This window comes from Streptomyces racemochromogenes, assembly GCF_044129415.1.
In the GTDB taxonomy this organism is placed as follows: Bacteria; Actinomycetota; Actinomycetes; order Streptomycetales; family Streptomycetaceae; genus Streptomyces; species Streptomyces racemochromogenes_A.
Genome location: NZ_JBBDHD010000007.1, coordinates 39,928 through 62,275 on the forward strand (window position 1 = coordinate 39,928; position 22,348 = coordinate 62,275).

16 protein-coding genes and 1 pseudogene are annotated in these 22,348 nt (G+C 73.2%); 14 read left to right on the top strand and 3 right to left on the bottom strand.

What is annotated here, in order from left to right; translation table 11 throughout:
• The first annotated feature begins 80 nt into the window (after positions 1-80).
• The gene (locus tag WDV06_RS04465) at positions 81-1,766 is read left to right on the top strand and encodes a serine/threonine-protein kinase (RefSeq protein ID WP_395508283.1); all 1,686 of its coding nucleotides are present in this window, start codon (positions 81-83) and stop codon (positions 1,764-1,766) included.
• A 192-nt stretch (positions 1,767-1,958) separates the two neighbouring features.
• Positions 1,959-3,608: a purine-cytosine permease family protein gene (locus WDV06_RS04470; RefSeq protein WP_395508284.1), complete on the top strand. Its 1,650-nt coding sequence runs from the start codon at positions 1,959-1,961 to the stop codon at positions 3,606-3,608.
• A 14-nt stretch (positions 3,609-3,622) separates the two neighbouring features.
• On the opposite strand, the gene WDV06_RS04475 is transcribed toward WDV06_RS04470, so the two are convergent.
• A complete protein-coding gene (locus WDV06_RS04475) occupies positions 3,623-5,263 on the bottom strand; it encodes an ABC-F family ATP-binding cassette domain-containing protein (RefSeq protein WP_045951131.1) in 1,641 nt (546 codons plus the stop codon).
• A 334-nt stretch (positions 5,264-5,597) separates the two neighbouring features.
• Between WDV06_RS04475 and WDV06_RS04480 the strand changes: the two genes are divergently transcribed.
• The 10 genes from WDV06_RS04480 (at position 5,598) to WDV06_RS04525 (ending at position 17,219) form a co-directional block, all read left to right on the top strand.
• A complete protein-coding gene (locus tag WDV06_RS04480) occupies positions 5,598-6,851 on the top strand; it encodes a hydroxymethylcytosylglucuronate/cytosylglucuronate synthase (protein ID WP_395508285.1) in 1,254 nt (417 codons plus the stop codon).
• A 95-nt stretch (positions 6,852-6,946) separates the two neighbouring features.
• The gene (gene blsE / locus WDV06_RS04485) at positions 6,947-7,936 is read left to right on the top strand and encodes a cytosylglucuronate decarboxylase (RefSeq protein WP_395508286.1); all 990 of its coding nucleotides are present in this window, start codon (positions 6,947-6,949) and stop codon (positions 7,934-7,936) included.
• Positions 7,924-8,859 carry a CGA synthase-related protein gene (gene blsF / locus WDV06_RS04490; RefSeq protein WP_395508287.1) on the top strand — a complete coding sequence of 312 codons (936 nt, stop codon included), beginning with the start codon at positions 7,924-7,926 and terminating at the stop codon, positions 8,857-8,859. The genes blsE and blsF overlap by 13 nt, the downstream gene beginning before the upstream one ends.
• A 133-nt stretch (positions 8,860-8,992) precedes the next feature.
• Positions 8,993-10,159, top strand: coding sequence for an arginine 2,3-aminomutase (blsG, locus tag WDV06_RS04495; protein ID WP_395508288.1), 1,167 nt, complete (start codon positions 8,993-8,995; stop codon positions 10,157-10,159).
• Positions 10,156-11,337 carry a DegT/DnrJ/EryC1/StrS family aminotransferase gene (locus WDV06_RS04500; RefSeq protein ID WP_395508289.1) on the top strand — a complete coding sequence of 394 codons (1,182 nt, stop codon included), beginning with the start codon at positions 10,156-10,158 and terminating at the stop codon, positions 11,335-11,337. The genes blsG and WDV06_RS04500 overlap by 4 nt, the downstream gene beginning before the upstream one ends.
• Positions 11,334-12,572 carry an ATP-grasp domain-containing protein gene (locus WDV06_RS04505; protein WP_395508290.1) on the top strand — a complete coding sequence of 413 codons (1,239 nt, stop codon included), beginning with the start codon at positions 11,334-11,336 and terminating at the stop codon, positions 12,570-12,572. Before WDV06_RS04500 ends, WDV06_RS04505 begins: the two co-directional genes overlap by 4 nt.
• Before the next feature lie 104 nt (positions 12,573-12,676).
• Positions 12,677-13,933, top strand: coding sequence for an MFS transporter (locus WDV06_RS04510; protein WP_395508291.1), 1,257 nt, complete (start codon positions 12,677-12,679; stop codon positions 13,931-13,933).
• Positions 13,934-14,025: 92 nt separating this feature from the next.
• Positions 14,026-15,909 (top strand): hypothetical protein, encoded by a 1,884-nt coding sequence (locus WDV06_RS04515; RefSeq protein ID WP_395508292.1) that lies wholly within the window; start codon positions 14,026-14,028, stop codon positions 15,907-15,909.
• 31 nt (positions 15,910-15,940) lie between these two features.
• A complete protein-coding gene (locus WDV06_RS04520; protein ID WP_045951142.1) occupies positions 15,941-16,591 on the top strand; it encodes a class I SAM-dependent methyltransferase in 651 nt (216 codons plus the stop codon).
• Between the two features lie 70 nt (positions 16,592-16,661).
• Positions 16,662-17,219: a nucleoside 2-deoxyribosyltransferase gene (locus WDV06_RS04525; RefSeq protein ID WP_395508293.1), complete on the top strand. Its 558-nt coding sequence runs from the start codon at positions 16,662-16,664 to the stop codon at positions 17,217-17,219.
• A 285-nt stretch (positions 17,220-17,504) separates the two neighbouring features.
• On the opposite strand, the gene WDV06_RS04530 is transcribed toward WDV06_RS04525, so the two are convergent.
• Entirely contained in the window at positions 17,505-18,386 is an 882-nt protein-coding gene (locus WDV06_RS04530) for a hypothetical protein (protein ID WP_395508294.1), read from the bottom strand.
• Between the two features lie 10 nt (positions 18,387-18,396).
• Positions 18,397-18,960 (bottom strand): papain-like cysteine protease family protein, encoded by a 564-nt coding sequence (locus WDV06_RS04535; RefSeq protein WP_395508295.1) that lies wholly within the window; start codon positions 18,958-18,960, stop codon positions 18,397-18,399.
• A gap of 389 nt (positions 18,961-19,349) precedes the next feature.
• Between WDV06_RS04535 and WDV06_RS37320 the strand changes: the two are divergent.
• Positions 19,350-20,070, top strand: a pseudogene (locus tag WDV06_RS37320) (protein kinase family protein); the annotation flags it as partial.
• A gap of 765 nt (positions 20,071-20,835) precedes the next feature.
• Complete coding sequence (locus tag WDV06_RS04545) at positions 20,836-22,329, top strand: serine/threonine-protein kinase (protein WP_395508297.1); 1,494 nt, start codon at positions 20,836-20,838, stop codon at positions 22,327-22,329.
• The last annotated feature ends 19 nt before the right edge of the window (positions 22,330-22,348 follow it).

The window sequence follows — 22,348 nt, forward strand, 5'->3', positions numbered from 1 at the left end:
GTGCCGCCGCGCAGTGACGTCCAACGGTCTTCTGCACCAACATGTTTGACCGCACGTCATGCCGTTTAGGGTGGGGCACCGTGACGAACGGCAGCGACGACGTACTGACCCCGCTGGGCCCCCTCGACCCGCGCGAGGTCTCCGGCTACCGGCTCCTCGCCCGGCTCGGCGAGGGCGGCATGGGCACCGTCTACCTCTCCCACACCCGGGGCGGGCAGCCCGTGGCGTTCAAGGTGATCCGCCGCGAGTACGGCCAGGACCCGGACTTCCGGCGCCGCTTCGAACAGGAGGTGCGGGCCGCGCGCCGGGTGCAGGGCTACCACCTGGTGCCGGTCGTCGACCACGACACGACGGGGCGGCTCCCCTGGATCGCCTCGGCCTTCGTCCCCGGGCTCACGCTGGCGGACGCGCTCGCCTCCTGCGGTCCCCTCCCCCTGTCCGCCGTCTTCCAGCTGGTCGGCTGCACGGCCAGGGCGCTGGGTTCCATCCACGCGGCGGACGTCGTCCACCGTGACCTCAAACCGGCCAACATCCTCCTCGGCTCGGCCGGCCCTTACGTCATCGACTTCGGCATCGCGCGGGCGGCCGAGAGCACGCAGCTGACGCACGGCGGCGTCGTCGGCACCCCGCAGTACATGTCGCCCGAACAGGCCCTGGGCGAGCCCCTCACCGCGGCCACCGACGTGTTCTCCCTTGGCCTGATCGCAGCGGTCGCGGCGACCGGCCGGCACCCCTACGGCGAGGGCGGCGCGACCGCGCTCGCCGTGAGGATCGCCAACACCGGGCGGGCGGCCCCCGATCTCGGCGACCACCCGGCTGCGCTGCGGACCCTGCTGGAACGCTGCCTCGCCGCGGAGCCCGCGGGACGCATCACGACGGATGAGCTGGCCGCGCTGTGCGAACGGGAGGCGGGACGGCCGCTGCGCGCGTTCGACGGCTGGCTGCCGGCGCCGCTCATGGAGCGCGTCGCCCGCCGCGAGGCGGCCGCCGCCCACCCCCCGGAGCCCACGCCCGCCCCGACCCGCCCCGACGCCGGTGCAGAATGGTCCGGGCAGCCCACGGTGACGGCCCCGCCGAGGCCCGGCCCGGCCCACCCGCCGCAGCCGGCACATGCCCCCTCCGCGCGATCCGCCCCGCGGGTGCGCCCCGCCCTGCTGGCCGCGGGCCTCGCGGTGACCGTGGGCCTCACCGCCGCCGTGACCTGGGCGGTCGTCAGCCCGGACGGCGGCGCCGGCACCCCCGACGGCTCCCGGACGGACCGCAAGCCCACGGGGGCTTCGGCGCCCGCCTCCTCGGCGTCCTCCCCCTCCCCGTCCAAGCAGGCCGCGTACACGCTCGTCTTCGAGGACAGGCCCCTCACCCTGCGCGCGCCGGCCTTCAACACCGGCACGCACGTCGACCTGGACGCACCGAAGCTGTTCCCCGACGGCGAGATCGGCAAGACCACCGGAATGGAACTCACCTATCAGGACTGGGGCGACGCCGACCTGAGGTTCCTGACTCCCCTGGGCAAAAGCGGCGGCACCACGCCCGAGGCGTGCAGGATCGGCGTCGACACCGACACCCTGCCGGCCGCTCTGCCCCGGAAGGAGCTGAACCTGGGCACGACCCTCGCCAAGGGGACCGTGTTGTGCACCGTCACCAGCGAGGGCAACCTGGCGATGCTGCGGATCACCGATGTGGTGCCCCCGGCCAAGGGGGGAGGCCTGTCGTCCGACATGCCCGACTACGTCACCACGCTGACCCTCTGGAGGATCGCCGAGTAGGCGGACCCCTCCTCGCCTCCTCCGGGGAGAGCGGCCGGGGCCTCCTCGGGGCCCCGCCCGGCGTGCGCGCGCGGCCGAGCCGCCCGCGGCAACACGGTGTTCACCGCACCGGGCGCCCGCGGCAACAACCGCTTCCTAGCCTGGCCGACCGCAGCGCAGCGCTGGCACCCATCCCCACCGGGAGGCTTCGCAATGAGCACCACCGAGTCACCCCAGACCGTGCCGGACCCGGCCAGGACCGCTCCCGACCAGGCGGTCAAGGAGACGCTGGAGGACTACACCCTCCGTTTCGCACCCCGCAGTTACCGCCGCTGGACGCCCGCGGTCGTGGCCACCACGGCCCTCGGCGGCATCGCCTACATGGCCGACTTCTCCATCGGCGCCGGCATCGGCCTGGCCCACGGCACCGGCAACGCCCTCGTGGCCATCGCCGTCGCCGCGGTCGTCATCTTCGTCACCGGTTTCCCCCTGGCCTACTACGGCGCGCGCTACAACATCGACCTCGACCTCATCACCCGCGGCTCGGGCTTCGGTTACCACGGCTCCGTCCTCACCGGCGTCATCTTCGCCAGCTTCACCTTCATCTTCTTCGCCCTCGAAGGCTCGATCATGGCCCAGGGCCTTGAGCTCGGCCTCGGCCTGCCCCTGTGGCTGGGCTACGCCGTCTCCACCCTCATGGTGATCCCGCTGGTGGTATACGGCATGAAGGCGCTCAGCAGGCTCCAGGTGTGGACCACCCCGATCTGGCTGCTGCTCATGGTCGGCCCGCTGGTCTACCTGGTCGCCGAGGACCCCGGCACGGTCGGCCGGTTCCTGTCCTACGCCGGTACGGACGGCGACGGCGCCGTCGACACCGCCTCCGTCATGCTCGGAGCGGGCGTGTGCCTGTCCCTGATCGCGCAGATCGGCGAACAGATCGACTACCTGCGCTTCATGCCGCCCAGGACCGAGGCGAACCGGCGCGCCTGGTGGACCGCGGTGGTCCTGGCCGGCCCCGGGTGGGTGCTGCTCGGCGCGCTCAAGCAGGCGATCGGCGTCTTCCTCGCCGTCTACGTCCTCGCCGAGGCCGGACCGGTCGCCGCGCCCGAGCCCATCCGGCAGTTCCGCGGCGCCTTCGACGCGATGATGCCGCACTGGGCCGTCGTCCCGCTGGCCGTGGCCCTGGTGGTCATCAGCCAGATCAAGATCAATGTGACGAACGCCTACTCCGGCTCGCTGGCCTGGACGAACGCCTTCACCCGCGTCACCCGGCACTACCCCGGCCGCATGGTCTTCGTCCTGGTCAACCTCGCCTTCGCGCTCGCCCTGATGGAAGCCGACATGTTCAGCTTCCTGAGCGGCGTCCTGGGCTTCTACTCGAACTGCGCGATCGCCTGGGTGGTCACCGTCGCCACCGACATCGGCATCAACAAGTACGTCCTGAAGCTCTCCCCGCTCCGGCCGGAGTTCCGCCGGGGCATGCTCCACGCGGTCAATCCGGTCGGCGTCGTGTCCTTCCTCTCCGCCTCCGGCCTGTCGATCGCCCTGTACTTCCACCTCTTCGGCGACAGCCTCCAGCCGTACTCGCCCGTCGCCGCGGCCCTCATCGCCTTCGTCGTCACCCCGCTGGCGGCCGTCGTCACCAAGGGCCGCTACTACCTGCGCCGCGCCGACGACGGCATCGCCGAACGCCTGCTGGACGGCGAGGGAAACCCGAGCGCGGTCACCCTCGACTGCCACGTCTGCCACCAGTCCTACGAGCGCCCCGACCTCGCGGCCTGCGTCACCCATGCCGCGGTCGTCTGCTCCCTGTGCCTGAGCACCGACAAGACCGGCGAACACGTCCTGCCGGCCACCGTCTAGAGCGGACCCGGTGGTCAGCCGCGGACGCGGCTGACCCGGCCCTCGTCCCACACCGGTTCGTCCGTCTCCACCACCCGGCCGTCCTCCCGGAAGACCAGGAACCGGCTGAACACCCGGGCGAACCACCGGTCGTGGGTGACGGCCACCACCGTGCCGGTGAAGCCGGCCAGGGCCTGTTCCAGGGCCTCGGCCGAGATCAGGTCGAGGTTGTCGGTCGGTTCGTCCAGCAGCAGCAGGGTCGCCCCGGCCAGTTCCAGCAGCAGGACCTGGAAGCGGGCCTGCTGTCCCCCCGAGAGGGTCTCGAAGTTCTGCCGGCCCGCACCCGCCAGGCCGTAGCGGCTCAGGGCCGACATGGCGCCCTGGAGGTCCAGCCCGGGGCGGTCGCCCTCGCCGGCGCCGAGGATGTCGGCCGGGGTCCGGCCGGCCCACTCCGGGTGCCGGTGCGTCTGGGCGAAGAGCCCGGGCCGGACGCGTGCTCCCAGCCTGCACTCACCCGTGTGGGCCACGGTTCCGGCCGTGTCGAGGGAGACCTCGTCCAGCAGGCGCAGGAAGTGGCTCTTGCCCGATCCGTTCGAACCGAGCACGCAGACCCGGTCACCGAAGAACACCTCCAGGTCGAACGGCCGCATCAGTCCGCTGAGTTCGAGGTTCTTGCAGGTGATGGCACGGATGCCGGTGCGCCCGCCGCGCAGGTCCGGCGCGACCCGCTGCCGGCGCGGCGGTGCGGGCGGCGGCCCGGCCGCCTCGAACTTCGCCAGCCGGGTCTGCGCCGCGTGGTACCGGGAGGCCATCTCGTCGCTGATGGAGGACTGCTGGCGCAGGGTCCGGACCAGCTCCTTGAGCTGGTCGTGCTTCTCGCTCCAGCGCTGGCGCAGCTCCGCCGCCCGCTGCCAGCGGGCCTCACGGGCCTCGCCCCAGGTGGCGAACCCGCCGCCGTGGGTCCAGGCCGTTCCGCCCTCCAGGGTCACGACCTGGCCGGCCGTGCGGCTCAGCACCTCCCGGTCGTGGGTGATCAGCAGCACCCCCTGCCGGGTCTGGGTGAGCTGCTCCTCCAGCCAGCGCTTCCCCGGAACGTCCAGGTAGTTGTCCGGTTCGTCCAGCAGCAGCAGTTCGGCCGGACCCCGCAGCAGGGCCTCCAGGACGAGCCGCTTCTGCTCACCGCCGGACAGCGTCGTCACCTCCCGGAACTGCGCGACCTGGAACGGGACGCCGAGAGCGGCGACCGTCACCGTGTCCCAGAGCACCTCGTGGTCGTATCCGCCGGCCTCGCCCCAGTCCACCAGCGCCTGGGCGTACCGCACCTGGGTGCGCTCGTCGTCGGCCTCCATCATCGCGAGTTCGGCCGCGTCGAGGGCCGCGGCCGCCGTCCGCAGGGGCTGCGGGGCGACGGTGAGCAGGAGGTCCCGGACGGTGCGGTCGTCGCGCAGGCTGCCGATGAACTGCGGCATGACGGCGACGGCGCCCTGGCTGCGGAACGACCCCCGCTGCGCCGGGATCTCGCCCGAGAGGGTGCGCAGGAGAGTCGTCTTGCCCGCACCGTTGTCGCCGATGAGCGCGACGGTCTGGCCTGCCGGAACCCGGAACGAGACATCGCTGAACAGCTCGCGTCCATCGGGGAGGACGTGCCCCAGGGAAGCGGCTTCGAGGTAGCCCATGGGAGCAGATGCTAGCGGCCGGATTCCTCGGGGGCGATTCGATTACGGCGCCCCGACTGGCGGGATTTCGACCCTGTGGCGCATATCCAATTGCTCTTCACCGGCTGTCGATTATGCGACTGATCAGGCTATTCACTCGTCGGTTTCAGGGCTGCGGCGATTCCTTGCAGCATGCACCCGCATGCGGAATGGTGGTGCTCGACGAGGACTTCGGGAAGCGTTCGCCGACCCCTCTGCGGGCGGCTGTGCCTGCGTGTGCGCAGATGCGTGTGCCACGCCCTCCTCCCCTTTCCCGGCCATGCCCTTCACTCCACCGAAATGCGAGAGTCAGCCGATGCCGCCCATTCCCGCACTGAACTCCGCGACTCCTTCCGACCCCCCGGGCGCTGCCACCGTCGCACTCGTCGGTGCGGAATTCGGATGGGGAAGTTCGGGAAAACTGAGCGCGGTGCTCTCCGCGCTGCGCGACCGGCCGGCGCCTCCCCTGCGATTCGTCGGAATGGGATCGGGACTGGGCCGCCCCCTGCTCGCCGAACACCCGGTGGACGGCTGGTACGACCTGCCGGACGATCCCGGCCGAGCCGGCCCCTGGGTCGCGGAGTTCGTACGGTCACAGGGGGTGCGGGCCGCCGTGGTGGTCCTGGACGGTGCGGCCGCGACGGCGCTGCTGGCCGCCGGCGTGCCCACCGTCTTCGTCGACAGCCTGCCCTTCCTCTGGTCCGAGGGCGACCGGGCCGCGCTGCCACTGGACGCGACCGTGTACTGCGCCCAGAAGAGCGTCGAGCTGCCGCCCGAGTGCCGGAGCGTGCTCGCCGACGCCCGGGGGCTGCGCTGGGTCGAGGCGGTCATCGCCCGGCCCCGTGCCGCGGAGCCGGACCGGGGAGTCCCGCGGAGTGCGGGCCGCCCGTACCGCAGGGCGCTGATCAGCCTGGGCGGTCTGCGCGCGCCGAACCTCCTCGCCCCGGAGCACTACCCGCGCCTGGTCCTCCCGGCCGCCCTGGAGGCCCTCGCCGCCCACGGGGTCGAGGAGGTGCACATCGCCGGCAACCTGCCCGGCGGCCTGGTCGGCGGCCTCGTCGATTCCTGCGCCGCCGCGCCGCGGACCACCGCCGGCCCGCTGGGGCACGCCGCCTTCCTGGAGCGGCTGGACGCCTGCGACGTCCTGCTCACCTCGCCGGGACTGACCACCCTGCTCGAAGCGGGCGGGCTGGGCGTCCCCACCGTCTGCCTGCCTCCGCAGAACCTCAGCCAGATCTTCAACGGCCGGTACCACAGCCAGGCGCTCGGGGCCCGGCTGCGCGTGCTCTGGCCCAAGGAGGTACTCGTCGAGGACGAGGTGCTGGCGCTCCGTGCGAAGGGCGAGGACCACGCTCTGGAACGGATCTACGGCGCCATCGGGGCGGCCGCGCGGGGCGATTCCCGGCAGGAGGTCGGCCGCGCGCTGCGCGAGGGCGTCCTGGACGCGCTGCGCCGCTCCGCCGGCGTCGGCGCCTGGGACGCGCTCACCACCGCGGTGGGCACCCGCGGCTCGGCCCAGGTGGCCGACGCACTCCTCGAAGTCCTGGGCGCGTCCGGCCCTCCGTCCTGACCCGCCCGCACGGTCCGGCGGGCCCGGCGGCCACCCGGCGCCGCCCCACCGCACCGTCCCATCCGTCCCGTGAGTCGCCTGGAAGGTCTCCGCCCGTGCGTGCACGCGATCGCTACCTCTTCATCAGGATCCTGGAAGCCTGCAACGCCGACTGCTTCATGTGCGAGTTCGCCCTCTCCCGCGACACGTACCGCTTCTCCCCGGAGGACTTCGCCGACCTGCTGCCGAAGGCCAGGGACGCCGGCGTGGGCTACGTCCGGTTCACCGGCGGCGAACCGCTGATGCACCCCGACGTGGTGGACCTGGTGCGCGCGGGTACGGACGCCGGGATGAAGATGTCCGTCATCACCAACGGCTCGCTGCTGCCCCGTACGGCCGCCCCGCTGGCCGCGGCCGGCCTCGCGCAGGTGATCGTCAGCCTGGACGGCGCCTCGGGAGCCACCCACGACGTCTACCGGCGCACCCCCGGCCTGTTCGACAGCGGGCTGCGGGGCCTGCGGGAGGCCGCCGCGCTGGGTGTCCTCCCCAGGGTCAACACCGTGGTGGGACCGCACAACTACGCCGAGATGCCACGACTCCAGGAGGTCCTGACGGAGGCGGGGGTGCGCCAGTGGGAGCTGTCCGCGCTCAAGCTCGACCGCACGATCACCTACCCGGACGCCGACCACGTCCGCAGCGTCTGCGACCCGATCTACGACGCCGACCCGGCCGCCCTGCTGGTCCCGATGGGCAAACGCTTCTACGGGGACACCCCGCAGGAACAGGAGCGGTACTTCACCGGGTCCGTCACCCCGCGCGCCGCCGAACCGCTGTGCCACGTCGCCGACGACGTCATCTACGTGGACGGCAAGTACGGGCGGATGTACGCGTGCAGCTGCATCCCGCACCGGGAGGGCGACGACGGGCCCGGCGGCGCGCCGCTGCGGGAGCAGGGGGTGGTCCGGCTGGACACCCCGGTGTTCCGGGCGCACGCCGACTACTTCCGCGAACGCGGCCCCCAGGTGTGCAGCGGGTGCTCCACCACCGCCGCCGGGTACAGCGACGACGTGGCGCGGCTGGGGGCGGTGGGGGCATGGCACTACTGAACCCGTCCGGGGCCGCTCCGGCCGCGACGGAAGGCGGCGGCCGCGCCGGCCCGCGGGTGCTGCTGGACGCCTGCGAGGACCGGCTGGACTCGGTTCTCGCCCTCGCCCGGGTGGCCGCCCACCTCGGGGGCCTGCGCCGGACCGGCCGGGACGGGCCGGACCCCCTGCCGGCCGCGGCGCTGGTCTGCGACGACGTGGCCGCCACCGGGCGGCTCCTGGAGCGGGGCGTACCGGTGGTCCACCTGGAATCGGGGCCCGCCGGCCCGCCCGACGGCCAAGCGCCGCCGGAGCGCGCGCTCGTACGGGTACACCGGCCGGGGTGGCTGCCACCGTCCGGCCCCGGTCCCCGGGGCGCCCGGCCCACCGGGATCCTCGCGCCGCGGCGCACCGGACGGAACCGGACCCGCTCGGGCACCCTCGTCCTGCTGTCCCTGTGGGGCGTCCCCGACGCCGAAGCGGGAACCTTCGCGGCCGGAACGCTGCGCGGGCTGGCCGCTGCCGCGCTGCACCGCACCGGGAGCTGCACCGTCGTGGCCGACACCGGGCTCGCACCCGTGCGGTCCGCGCTGGCGGCCCATCCGGCCGTCCGGGTGCTCCGCGCCGCCGAGGCCGACCCGGACGCCCTCCACGCCGGAGCCGCCGTGTTCCTCGCCTCACCGGTGCTCGGGGCACTGGCCCTCGCCCAGGCGCGCCGGGCACCCCTGGCGCTGCTGCCACCGCTGGGGAACGCCCAGCGGGACCTCGCCGCACAGGTCGCCGAGGTCCTGCCGCTGCCTTCGGCCGAGGACCCCGCCGACCCGGCCCTGTGGGCGCCCCCGGCCGCAGCCGGGCCGTGGCACCTGCTCGACCCGGCCCTGGACGACCTGCGCGGCGCGCAGCGGGTCGCCCGTACCCTCCGTCAGCTCGCGCTCGCCCCCCTGTGAACCCCGCCCTGGACCGCGCCCCTGTGAAACCCGCCCCGGGGCCGCCCGCCCACGCCCCCTCGTCAGCCCGCCGGTCCGGCCCCGCCGCTTCCGGCCCACTCACCCACGTCGTCCGCGCCGTGCTGGAGCCGCCATGTCCGACACCGTCCGCGAACCCGTCACCACCGCCCGCCCCGAACTGATCCGTCCCCGGGTCCCCGAGAACGACTGGGACGACTGGCGCTGGCACATGCGCCGGCGCATCACCAACGTCGACAAGGCCAGGCAGTGGATCAACCTCAGTGCCGACGAGGAGGAGGCCATCGCCGGGGTGGCGGGCAAGTACCGCTGGAGCGTCACCCCGTACTACGCCTCCCTGATGGACCCCGACGACCCCGCCTGTCCGGTCCGCCAGCAGGCGGTGCCGGCGCTCGGCGAGCTGATGGAGTTCCCCGGCGCCGAGGTCGACCCCGTCGGGGACACCTACTACCGCAAGACCAACCGGGTCGTGCACAAGTACCCGGACCGCGTGATCATGCTGATCACCGAGGCCTGCCCCGTCTACTGCCGCCACTGCACGCGCAAGTTCCACACCACCGACGTCGACGGCACCTACTTCCGTGACGACGAGGGCGGCTCCTTCGAGGAGGACCTGCGCTACATCGCCGACCACCCCGAGATCCGGGACGTCCTGCTGACCGGCGGCGATCCGCTCTCCTACCAGGACGGCAAGCTGGAGGAGATCATCGCCGGGCTGCGGGCGATCCCCAGCGTGGAGATCATCCGCATCGGCAGCAGGTTCCCCGTCCTGCTGCCGCAGAGGATCACCGAAGAGCTCTGCTCCATGCTCGCGCGCTACCACCCGGTCTGGCTGAACACCCATTTCAACCACCCCAAGGAGATCACGCCGGAGGCCGCGGCGGCCGTCGACCGCCTGCTGCGGCACGGCATCCCGGTCGGGAACCAGACGGTGCTGCTGCGCGGGATCAACGACGACGTCGCCGTCATGCGCACCCTGATGACCGAGCTGCTGCGGATCCGGGTCCGTCCGTACTACCTCTACCACTGCGACAACGTCACAGGGGTCTCCCACTTCATGACGACGGTGGAGAAGGGCTGGGAGATCATGGACGGCCTCCAGGGCCACATCACCGGGTTCGGCGTCCCCCAGTACGTCCTCACCACCAGGATCGGCAAGATCCCCATCGCGCGGCCCTCCTTCACCCCCACCCCCGACGGCCTGCTGCTGCGCAACTACCGAGGCCAGGAAATGGTCGTCGGCGGCGACGCGCAGCCGATCACGGAGTCCGACACACGATGAGCACACTCGACAAGCGGCTCGGGCAGCGCTTCCTGCCCTACGGCGCGAACTACCTCGACTGGTCCGACATGTCGGAACTGAAGAAGGTGATCGAGCACCAGGTCCTGTTCCGGTACCAGACCGAGACCGAGAGCATGGCTTCCCGCCTGGAGCGGACCGTGGCCGAACGGCTCGGCGCGGGCCACGCCCTGGCCGTGCACAACTGCACGGAGGCACTGCGGCTGGCGCTGATCTCCACCCGCCCGGCCGTCGGCGACCCCGTGTACATCCCGGCCGTGACGTTCGTCGCGGTGGCCGGCGCGGTGCTGTCCTGCGGCCTGATCCCGGTCCTGGTCGACGCCGACGACTCGCTTTCGATGGACCCGACGCTGCTGCCGCCGGACGCGCAGCGCGTGATCACGGCCCACATGGAGGGCACCGTCGCCCCGCTGCCGGCGGGCGTGCCCTACCTGATCGAGGACTGCGCGCAGTCGCTCGGCGCACGCCTCCCCGACGGCCGGCACGCGGGAACGGCCGGCTACGCCGGGACGTTCAGCTTCCACCACAACAAGGTCCTCACCTCGGGCGAGGGCGGGCTCGTCGTCACCGGCGCCGACGACGCCTGGGCTACCATGCGCCGCTACCACGACCACGGCTCGGCCCGGGTGCCCGGCCACTACCCGACCTGGGACGAGGACGCCCACTTCGGCGAGAACTTCGTCACCAGCGAGCAGGTCGCGGCCGTCCAGTGCCAGCAGTTCCGCCACCTCGACGAGTTGCTCGCCGGACTGGAGCGGATGTACGCCATCGCCATGACCGAACTGCCCGGCCGACCCGACCTGGAGGTCCGGCCCCGGGCGGCGGGCGACGTGAAGGTCAGCCTGCGGTTCCGGTGCGAGAGCAAGGAGCTGCGGGACGCCGCGGTGGCCGCGCTCACCGGGGCCGGCATCGCCAACTGGACGCTGGGGAAGTACCTGCTGCCCGCCCACCCGGTGCTCACCGGCCGCCGTTCGCTGTACCGCGACGGCTTTCCGTGGAACCACGCCCCGGAGGGGCCCCTCGCCCTCAGCCGCGACGGCTTCGCCCGCACGCGGGACCTGCTGGACCGCACCCTGTGCCTGCCGCTCTCCCCGGAACTCCCGGAGGAGGAACAGGCGCTCGCGGTCAAGGCCGTCCGCCGGGTGCTGGAGGCGGTGTGAGCGGCGCCGAGGTGCTGTTGATGGTGGACGACCGGCCGTCGTCCTTCACCCGCTACGCGGCCCGGGAGCTGGCCGGCCGGCTGGTCCTGCTGCGGTTCGCCGACACCCGGCCGGACCTGCCCGAGGACCACCTGCGGGAGACCGCGCACCTGCCCGCCTTCTGGGTGCGCGAGGACGCGGCGCCGGCCGAGGAGGCCCGGCGGTACCGGGAGTGGGCGGCGGGGCTGTCGGCGGCGCCGACCAGGTTCTGCAACCCCTCCGAGCCCCGGCAGGCGGCCGCCCAGCGGTTCGCCCGGCTCGCCGGCCTGCCGCACCTGACCGAGCGGCAGGTGGCTCTGGTCCGCGACAAGGCGGCCATGAAGGCCTGCTTCCGGGAACTGGGCCTGCGGACGGCGGAGTTCGAGCGCGTGCGGTCGGCCGCCGGGATCGAGCGGTTCGCCGGCCGGCACGGCTGGCCGGTGGTGCTCAAGCCGGTGGACTCGTTCGCCTGCGTGGACACCCACCGGCTCGACGGGCCGGACGACCTCGAAGGAATCGACCTCGCGGCGCGGGACTGGATGGTGGAGGCGTACCTCGGGGGAACGGAATGGGAGGTCTGCGCGATCATCCTCGGCGGAGAGGTCCTCGACGCGTGGCCGAGCGCCATGCCCTGCCGCCCGCTGGACATCGTCGACGGCGCGATGAACGCCAACATCAGCGTCGGCACCGGCGAGGGCCCGGCCGTCGACCTGCGGGCCCTGGTCCAGCGCGTCGTCACGGGCATGGGCATCGACCACGGCTACGCCCACATGGAGTTCTTCCTGATCGACGGCGAGGTGTACGCCGGCGAGATCGGCGTGCGGCTCGCCGGCTGCGAGATCCCCGCGAACCACGGGCACGCGTACGGCTTCGACGTGTTCGGCGCCACCCTGGCGGTCTACCTCGGCCGGCGGCCCGACCTCCGCTACGGCGAACGCCGCTGCGCGGGCGACCTGCTGCTGCCGCTGCCCGGCTCCGGGACGATCCGGCGGATCACCTCCCGCGAGGAACTGCTGGCCATGCCCGGGGTCATCGACGCGGTGCTCAAGGTCCGCGCCGGCGACACCGTGACGGCCCGCCGGGCCTCGCACAACGCCTCGGGGTACGCCCATGTCGTGGGAGCCTCGGTCGGGGAGGTGGAGAGCCGCATGCGCGACGTACTGGCACGTTTCACGATCGAGGTGGTGGCGCAGGAGCCGTCCGCCGCCCTTGCCTGACCGCCGTCCTTGCCCGACCGCCGCCCGAGCCGGCCGCCCCACGGCGGCCCGGCGCCCGGCCCGGCCGCGCCGCGCCGCGCGGCCGTCGAAACGGAGACCGACACGTGACCAGCGGCCTGCCCCGTCGCTTCCTCGACCTGCTCACACGTCCCCGGGTGGCCGGGGCGGCCTGGTGGAGCGTCGTCTCCAGGCTGCCGGTCTACCTGATGTCGCTCGCCCTCGTCCTGACCGTCCGCGAGCAGGGCGGCAGTTACGCCCAGGCCGGGCTGGTCGCGGCGCTCTACACGGTCGGGATGGCCCTGGGCAGCCCGCTCATCGCCCGCCGCCTCGACCGCAACGGCCGCGCGGTGGTGCTGACCGCGACCGCCGTCGCCTACCCCCTGGCACTGGCCGTCCTGGTGTGGGCGACCCGCCCGGGGGGCTGGGCGCAGCCGGCGGCGGCGGTCGTCGCGGGGATGGTGCTGCCGCCCGCGAACGCCTGCATGCGCTCGCTCTGGGCGCGGCTGCCCCTCCGGGAGGAGGAACGCGAGACGGCCTACCTCTGGGAGGCGCTGCTCACCGAGGTCCTGGTGATCGGCGCGCCGCTGATGCTGGCGGCGCTGATGCTGGCCGGCCCGGCGGGGGCGGCGCTGACGGTGATCGCGGTGGTGGGCGGCGTGGGCACGCTCGGGCTCGCGTACACCCGGCTGCCCGCCGGCACCGGGGCCGCCCCGCAGGACCCGAAGGGTCCGCGCCACCCGCTGGGCCCGCTGCGGGAGCCGGCCCTGCTGGCGCTGGCCGGCATCATGGCCGTCTCCGCGGTGCCCATCGGTCTGCTGACCCTGGCCATCCCGGCGTTCGTCGACCGGCACGGGGCTCCGGGCGGCGCGGGCGTGGTGTACGCCTGCTGGGGTGTCGGCAGCGCTCTGGGGGCCGTCTGGCTCGGCCGGTCCCAGTCCGAGGTGGCCCCGCAGGTGCGCCTGGCCCGTCTCCTGCTGGCCTACGCCGTCGGCACCGGGCTGACGCTGCTCGCCGGCTCCCAGGTGGGCCTGGCCGTGGCGCTCGCGGTGGGCAGCGTACCGATCGCCCTGGTCTCCGCCACCGAGATGAGCCTGGTGAGCGGCATCGCCGAAGGACGGTCCATGGCCGAGGCGTTCACCTGGGCGTCACTGGCCACCGTCCTGGGCGACGCGCTGGGCCAGCAGGCCGGCGGGCTGCTGATGGATCCGTTCGGGCCGCGGACGGTGTTCGCGGTGGCGACCGGAGCCGCCCTGGCCGCCGCCGCGCTGGCCTTCGTCTGCCGGGGGCTGCTGGCACGGCGGGCGGCGCCCGGTGCCGAAGTGCGCGGCATGACCGCCGAACCCGGCATGCCAACCCCTTGACCCCTCCCCGGCGCGCAGCCGCTCCCCGTCCTTCCCTCTCCCCGTTCCCCTTACCCCGCGCCCCCGGCGCGGACGACACGAGGTGGTCCACCATGAACGCAGCGCTCACCGAGCAGCGAACCGACGGGCCTGCCGGGCCGGGCCCCCTGTTCCGCCCCGTCGCCAGGCAGGAATTCGCCGGAGCCGTCCGGGAGTTCCTCGACTCGCCCGGGCTCCTGCCGGTGCCGGTGCCGGCCGGCGACCGCGCCGATCTGGCGGAGAGCGTCGAGCTCGCCGGCCGGCTGTACGGCGCTCTGCGGCGGCCGCACCCGCTGGACGTCGGGGTCCTCCTCGGCGCGGGGCACCTGCCCGAGGGACTCGCGGAGCTGGCCCGTCCGTTCGCCCGGACGTGGGTGGGCGAGGAGGAGCTGGCGGACGTCGCGGCGTTCCGGGCCCGGCACGGCGGTTCGCTGCTGGTCGTCGGTTGTTACGACCGGCTCACCCTCGACCCCGTCCGGGACCTGCTGATGGCCACCTACCGGGGCCCGCGGCACGGCCTGACGCTGCTGAGCGGCCGCGACGGTGACTCGGTCTGCTGGAACGTCGCCAAGCAGTACGCGGAACCGGCCCCCGACGTCGACGCCCTGGGCCTGTTCACCGACACGGACCGGCCTCCGCGGCTGCCCGGTGTCCGGGTCTTCGACGACCGGGACTTCGAGCGCGCCGACATCCAGGCGGAGATCCTGGGCACCCGGTGGCGGCGGGTGGGCTTCCAGGGCCACGGCAAGGACGACAGCGTCAACCTCGGCGAGTTCACCCTCTGCGGTCTGAACCCCTCGGCCCCGGCCACCCCCGGACTGCTCGGCCCGCGCTGCGCGTACGGGCTGCCCTGCTACAAACCGGAGGACAAGCTGGTCCCCCTCAACCGGGTGGAGGCCGTGGAACTGGTCCTCAGCGCGTGCAACAGCGGCCCCCTCTCGGACCTCGCCCTCTACGACCCGAAGTACCAGCTGTTGCTGAACGCGCTCGACGGTCCGGCCCGTACGGTGGTCTCGGCGGTGTCGGTGCACGACTCCGACCGGCCCGAGAACGTCGCCTGGATGCACGGCGCCCTCACCGGCGCGGACTCGGTCGACACCCTCAACGCCAGCCTGGCGGGCTCGCACCCCTACCCGGCGTTCATGCGCTTCGGGCTGCCGGGCGCGCCGGAGGACACGCCGGCGCCTCCCGATCCCGCGGACCACCGCCCCGCCCCGCTGCTGCTCACCGCGGGCGCCCGGCTCACCGCCTACCTCGCCTCGGAGCTGCTGCCGCACAACCACCCGCTGCGGCCCCGGCTGACCAAACTGGCCAGGAAGGTCGACCTCTGGGTGGCCAGGCCCACGCATCTCGCCGACCAGTCGCCCGAGCAGATCGAGGCCTCCCTCACGGCGGACCTGCAGTCCCTCGACCACGTGATCACCGACCAGGTCGCGGCCGATCCCGAGACCGAGCTGATGAACTACCCGGCGTACTTCGGCGACCGCAGCAGCCTGGACCCGGACGTCCGGGAGGTCACCTGCCACTGCGGCCGCCCCGCGCAGGAGTTCACCCGGCGGGGCCTGCTCCCGCACGTCCTGGACACCACCTGCGCCGTCTGCATGCGGTGCGGCGACGTCACCTTCCGGATCCCGGACGCGCCCGCGCTGCTCGCCCACGCCGCCGACGAGGTCGCGCAGGGCGGGGTGCTGGAGGTGCGGGCCACGGTCACCGCGGCCCGCACCGGCCCGGTCCGGCTGGGCCTCTTCGTCCCGACCTACCTGCGCGAGGACACGACCGTGGAGCCCGCCACCACCAGGCTCCGGCTCACCGGCGGGCGGGCCGAGGACGTCGCCTTCCGCGTGCGCTTCGCCCCCGGGACCGCCCCGCAGGCCTACTACTTCACCGTGTTCGCCGTACAGGACCTGGCCGTCTCCACGGCCCGGCGCCACTTCGGCGTCGTTCCCCGGACCGCCTGACCGAACCCCCGCACCCCACGAGGAGAAGAACATGCAGAGCCAGGACGTGACCGAGCCGGGCACCGCGCCCGCGGACAAGCCGGCGATCGAACTGATCGAGCAGAACGGCGAAGTGACCCTCAGCATCGGCGGCGAGCAGGCCATGCAGGCCTGGGAGCGGGACCTGATGTGGGCCAGCGCCGACATGCTGTGCGAGTACGGAAAGGACTTCTACGAGGTCGGGCTCGGGCTCGGCCTGTCCGCGCTGCGCATCGCCGGCAACCCCGCGACCCGCAGCCACACGGTGCTGGAACTCTTCGGCGAGGTCGAGGACCTGTTCCGGGCCCGGCACCCCCGGGTCCCCGACAACCTCACGATCGAGCGCGGCGACTTCTTCGAGCGGATCTTCGAACTGCCGTCGGAGAGCATCGACGGGATGTTCTTCGACCCCGCCCTCGACATGGAGGTCTGGACGGACGCCGCGCTGTGGGCCAGGACCATGCCGGAGGTCGTCCGGGTGCTGCGCCCCGGCGGCGTCTTCATCCCGTTCTTCAGCACCAAGCCGGAGCTGCGCTGGCAGTACCTCCCGCACTTCCGCCGGATCCGGGTCGAGCGGCACCCCTTCGTCGCGTACGACACCACCGAGTACACGCACGGCGGCACCACCGGCGACGCGTTCATCCAGTGCTTCCTCAAGGACTGATCCGGTCCGCCCTCCAGCCGCCGCCCGCACCCGACACCACGCCCCAGCGCTCCTCCCGGAGGTACCTCCCATGGCCCTCACGCCGCCCTTCGACCCGCCCGCCTCGCTCGGCTCACCCGTCTCGCCCGGCATCCGCCCCGACCTGGGCATCCGCTCGGTCTTCCTCGCCGGCCCGTTCATCCAGCTCCTGGACCCCGAGACCGGGGAGATGCCGGCCGGTGCCCGGGCGCCGTTCGACGTCCTGATCAAGCACTTCGAGGCGCAGGGGCTCTCCGTGCACAACGCCCACCGCCGCGAGGCGTGGGGGGCGGAGCTGATGCGGCCGGAGCAGTGCACCAAGCTGGACCAGGACGAGATCCGCAAGGCCGACGTGTTCGTGGCCCTGCCGGGCCACCCGGCCTCCCCGGGCACCCACATCGAGATCGGGTGGGCCAGTGCCTTCGACAAGCCGATCGTCCTGCTGCTGGAGCGCGACAGGGAGTACACCTTCCTGGTGCAGGGCCTGCACACGGTCGCGTCGGTGGAGTACGTGGTCCACACGGACATCGCCGCCTGCCTGCCCGCCGTCGACCGGGCGGTGGACCTGGCGGTCCTGCGCCAGCGGGAGGGCAGCGGCGGCCGTCGGTGAAGACGGCCCGGCGGCCAACGCGGCCGGCTCCGCTCCCCGCGCCACGAGCACGGGGACGGCGCCGGCCGCGGCGAGGGGGGGAGGGCCACCGCCCGCCGCCGGCGCACGGGGAGCGCACCCTCGTGTACAGCTGCCCGGAACCCGCCGGGCGGTCCCCGAGCCGGGTCGCCGTGCCCCCCCGTTGGCTGCCGGCACCGGACGGCTGCGGCGGGTTCAGGCCCGGTGATCGCGAGCACGTGAACGGTCACGGCCCGGAGCAGGGCGCGGGCGGTAGGGGGTTGTCGTTCAGCCGCTGCAAGCGCGGCGGCGGCGCCGGATGATCGCCGCCGCCCCGCCCGCGAGGACGAGTGCCGCACCCGAGCCGCCCGCGAGCAGCGGGGTGCGGGACGAGGTGTCGTTCGTCTTCTCCTGGGAGCCGTAGCCGCTGGAGTAGCCCCCGGCGTCGTACGGGGAGCCGGGCAGCTTGTCGGCGTAGCGGGCCTTGACCAGTTGCTGGTAGTCGCCGAGCGAGACCGCTTCCCGGCCGCCCAGTCCTTCCCGGGCCTGGTCGTTGAGCGGTTCGACGGTGGTGAGCTTGAGCTGGTACCAGCCGCGGATCTGCGGCTCGGAGAAGACCAGCGTCCCGGGGGTCGCCTTGCCGGCGTACGTGGCGTCGCTGTCGCCGTCGCGGATGGCTGCCAGGTGCCAGCCGCCGCCTTGGGTGGGTGCGAGCATCACCGTGGCGTTGCGGCCGTTGACGGTGGCGCTCAGCGAGGAGACCAGCTGCGTCAGCCTGACCGCCTCGGTGGGCAGCGGCTGCGCCGTGCCCGCCACGAAGCCGGGGGTGATCTCGTTCAGCGCCACCGGGTCTTTGATCGTGAAGGCCGGCAGCCCCTGGCACGCCTCGGCCGTCTCGGGGATCGTCTGCACCGGCCCGCCGTCACCTGCGGGCAGAGGTGTGCTCAGGAAGCGGCAGACGGCGTTGCGGACGTCCGTCGACTTCACCGCGTCGAGGGCGGCCTGGTAGTCCGGGATGTCCGCCGGGAGCGGGTCCTTGGCCGGGGCCGCGTGAGCCGGGCCGGCGAGGGACAGCAGGGCGGCCGCGATCCCTGCGAGGAGGAGGGACGGGCGGGAAGAGCGGAACTCCGCCCGCCCGCCGGACGTTTCGGTGGTGCTGGTGTCGCGCACGTCGCCTGCCTTAGCCGGAGATGCCGATGCGGGAGTGGGTCCACTTGGACGAGCTGTTGCTGACGTAGTCGTTGTAGTTCCACCACGTGTACGTGGCGGTGTCCGGCCATGGGTCGGCCACGGCGATCGTGTTCTGCGACGTGTCGAAGCCGTAGACCACGTTCATGTGACCGCCGCCGGAGGTCCACCCGATCCGGGTGGCGATCGGCCGGGCCGCCTTGACCTCGGTGTACACCTGGTTGAACGTGGCCGCGCTGTTCAGGCCCGACCCGGTGTGAGCCATGCCCAGGCTGCCCCAGGCCCTGGCCATGTCGTCGAGCGTGGCGGGCTGGTTGTTGCAGCCGTAGTAGGGCTGGGCCCGGTTGCAGAAGTCCGTCTGAGTGGAGCCGAAACCCTGGAACTTGGCGATGGTCAGCCCCGAGGCCACCCAGCACCACTGGGTCTTCTCCTGCTTGTACATGGTGATGGTGTCCTGGCCCGCCTCCGCGTGCGCCGTTCCTCCGGCGGCCGCGAGCAGGGCCGAGGCGGCCAGTGCGACGGCCAGCGTCGCGGACTTGCACCTGCGTGTGCCCATGGTTCTGCCTTCCCCTGATGGTGCGACGAGACGATCGGGGCGATCCAGCACGAATATGACAGTGCACCATGCCAAGGCCATGCAAGGAGGACACCGGGGAATTCATGCCACCTGATGATTTGTCATGTAATCGCGTGTCTCGCCCTCCGACCGGGAGCATCGCCCTCGGCGATCACCCCCGCGCCGGCCGCTTGGACGGGCAGGTCCCCCCCTTGCGTCCCAGGCCGACGCACCCCTTGAGCCGGCTTCCCCCGAGGTCTCGGGCCTCCCGGCCCGCGCGCGACGCGGACCGCCCGCCCGCGCAGCCCCCTACGGGACCACGCCGTGCGGCGACCGCCCGCGGGCAGGACAGCAGCCGGTCCCGCGGCGGGAGCGGGACGAAGTCCGGCGCTGAGGACCCGGAGTTCCGGCGGCGGTTCCGCCGGGAGGTGAGTGCCGCCCGGCGTGTCCAGGGCCTCTACACCGCGCCGGTCATCGACAGCGACACCGAGGGGCCCGTGCCCTGGCTGGCCACGGCCTACGTACGGGGCCCGTCGCTGGCCGAAGCGGTGGGCGAGCACGGCCCGCTGCCGGCTTCGACCGTCCTGATGCTCGTCGCCGGGATCGCGGAGGCCCTCCAGGTCAGGCGGCGGGGGGCGAGGTCAGCGGGGCGACCGACGTGTTCGCACTCGGGCAGGTGGCCGCGTACGCCGCCCTGGGGACGCCCGCCTACGGCGACGGCCCCTCCCACGGCGTGCTGTACCGGATCGTGCACGAGGAACCGGATCTGTCGGGCCTGGACGGGACGCTGCGCCCGCTCGTCGAGCGCTGTCTCGCCAAGGACCCGTCGAAGCGTCCTTCGCCCGCCGAGGTCCTCGACCTGTGCCGGGGGCCGGCGACCACACCCGGCTCCGGCGGCCCGAGGACTGGCTGCCGGACGGGGTCGCGACGCGCCTCGCGAACCGTCCGAGTCCTCCGGCGCCGGTCCCCACGGTCGTGGAAGGGGCCGCGCCCCCGCTGCCCGTGGCGCAGCCCACCGTGCCGGCCCGGCCCCTGTACGCCCCTGCGGGCACCTTCAACGCCCCGTACGCCGCGCCGCCCACCCCGCCCCCCATGCCCGCTCCGGCCCCCTCGCCGCAGCCGTTCGTCGTGATCCCCCGCCCTCCGGGGAGCAACCGGAATGCTGTCGTCCTAATCTCTGTCCTCGGGGGCCTGTTCTTCCTGCTCGCGGGCTGCATGGCCGTGCTGAGCAACATCGACGGCAAGTCCTCGGGCGACAGTGCGGACGCCGCACCCCGCGCCACCTCCACGGCCCCGCGCCCTGACCCGAAGCCCGTCGAGTACAAGGGGTTCAACCTCCCCGACAACTACGATGTGAGCTTCGCCGACGACCAGCCGGTACCCCGCCAGAACCACGGCGACCTGCGCTACCTGTGCTACTCCAAGATCTGCGGCTTCCACTCCAACTCCGACGCGAAGCTGGCACGGCTCGACAGCGGCACCGAGGGCTCCCTGCAGGCGTGCCGCCAGGAGACCCGGTTCACCAGTGAGATCCCCGTCGCGGCGATCTCCCGGGGGGACGGCATCTGCGTACGCACGTCACAAGGGACGATCGCCTTGGTCGTGTACCGGGGCCGTTCGGCCGAGGACGACCCGAGCACATACGCCACCCTGGACATGACGGTCTGGCGCGGCGCGGACCGCAAGGACTAGGTGGTCGAACTCGGCCGTGTCGGCTCTGCCGGCCCCCGCCCGCCAGTGCCGGCCGGCGTGCGGGATACGACTCCCGGCCCCGTCGCAGGAGCGGCTCCCTCGGCGGTGAGGACGGCAGGTGTCGGTCACGGTCCGGCCAGGGCGTGTTCGTCACGGACGGGGGTGTGGGCTAGGTTCCTGATCGTGACTCACGATCGCGGACGACTGCTGGCCGGCCGGTACCGGCTGGCCGAAGTGCTCGGCCAGGGCGGCATGGGGACCGTCTGGCGAGCCCGGGACGAACACCTCGGCCGAGAGGTCGCCCTCAAGGAGCTCCGGTTCCCCGACGGCCTCGACACCTCCCGGCGCGAGGCATGGATCGGCCGCCTCGACCGTGAGGCGCGGGCGGCCGCCAGGCTGAAACACCCAGGGGTGATCACCGTCCACGACCGGATAGCCGACGAGGACGGCCACCCGTGGATCGTGATGGAACTCGTCCGCGGCCGCTCCCTTGACGACCTCGTCGAGGAGGAAGGTCCGCTTCCCCCGGCCCGGGTGGCCAGGATCGGCCGGGAGATCCTGGACGCCCTGCGCGCCGTGCACGCCACCGGCGTGACCCACCGGGACATCAAACCCGCCAACGTGCTGCTCGAAGGCGACCGGGTGGTGCTGACCGACTTCGGGATCGCCGTCGTGGAGGGGGAGCCCGGGCTTACCCGGTCGGGAGCCGTCATGGGCACTCCGTCCTACATGTCACCCGAGCAGGTGCGCGGTCTCCCGGCGACCGCCGAATCCGACCTGTGGTCCTTGGGGGCGACGCTGTTCACCGCGGTGGAGGGACACCCTCCGTTCGGCGGCTCCGGTTCCTGGGCCGTCTTCGTCGCCATCGCCACCGAGGAACCCGTCACCGCCGTCCGCGCCGGGGACCTCGCCCCCGTGCTGATGGGGCTCTTGCGTAAGGACCCGGCACAACGCCTCACCGCCGAGGAGGCGTACGACCTGCTCGCCGGGCCGGCGGGCGGACCGCGGCCCTCCCGGCGGGAGCCCACCCCGACCTCCGCATCCACGCTGCGGCTGCGTACGGCCCCCGGGGCGGAACCACCGAGCCCGCCGGCTCGACCCCGTCGTCCCCGGTCGTGGGGGTATCGCCTGGCCCTGCTGGCGGGGGCCGTGGTGGCCGTGCTGATGGCGGTGCCCTGGTGGTTACCGGAGTCACGGTCCGCCCCCGACGACGACGGCCGTACCCGCGCGGCCGGCTCCGCGACGCCCACCCGGCCGTCCCCGTCGCCCTCCCCCGTCACACCCTCCGCGAACAGTTCCCCGGGGACCCCGACGCCCAAGCCGACTCCCACGCCGAAGCCCTCGCCCGCTCCTCTCGACCGTCAAGCCGTGGAGCGCGTCTTCGCGCTCTACATGAACGGTCTCGCCGACCACGACATGACCTCGCTGCGCCGGGGCACCTGCCCCCGGCTGCGTTCCGGTCTGCTCGGGTTCCTCCTCAACGGCTACTTCGTAGACCGGTGGGAACTCCAGCCCTACGAGATTCCCGTCGGCATGAACCAGCTCAGCGTGGAAGCGAAGATCACCCGACGGGACCCCGACACCGGGCAACTCGCCGGGGACGTCCTCAACCAGTGGATCATCGAGCGGGACGCGGATCAGCAGTACTACGTATGCGGCTGGCTCAACGAGGAGTGACCGACGCTCCACCACGCAG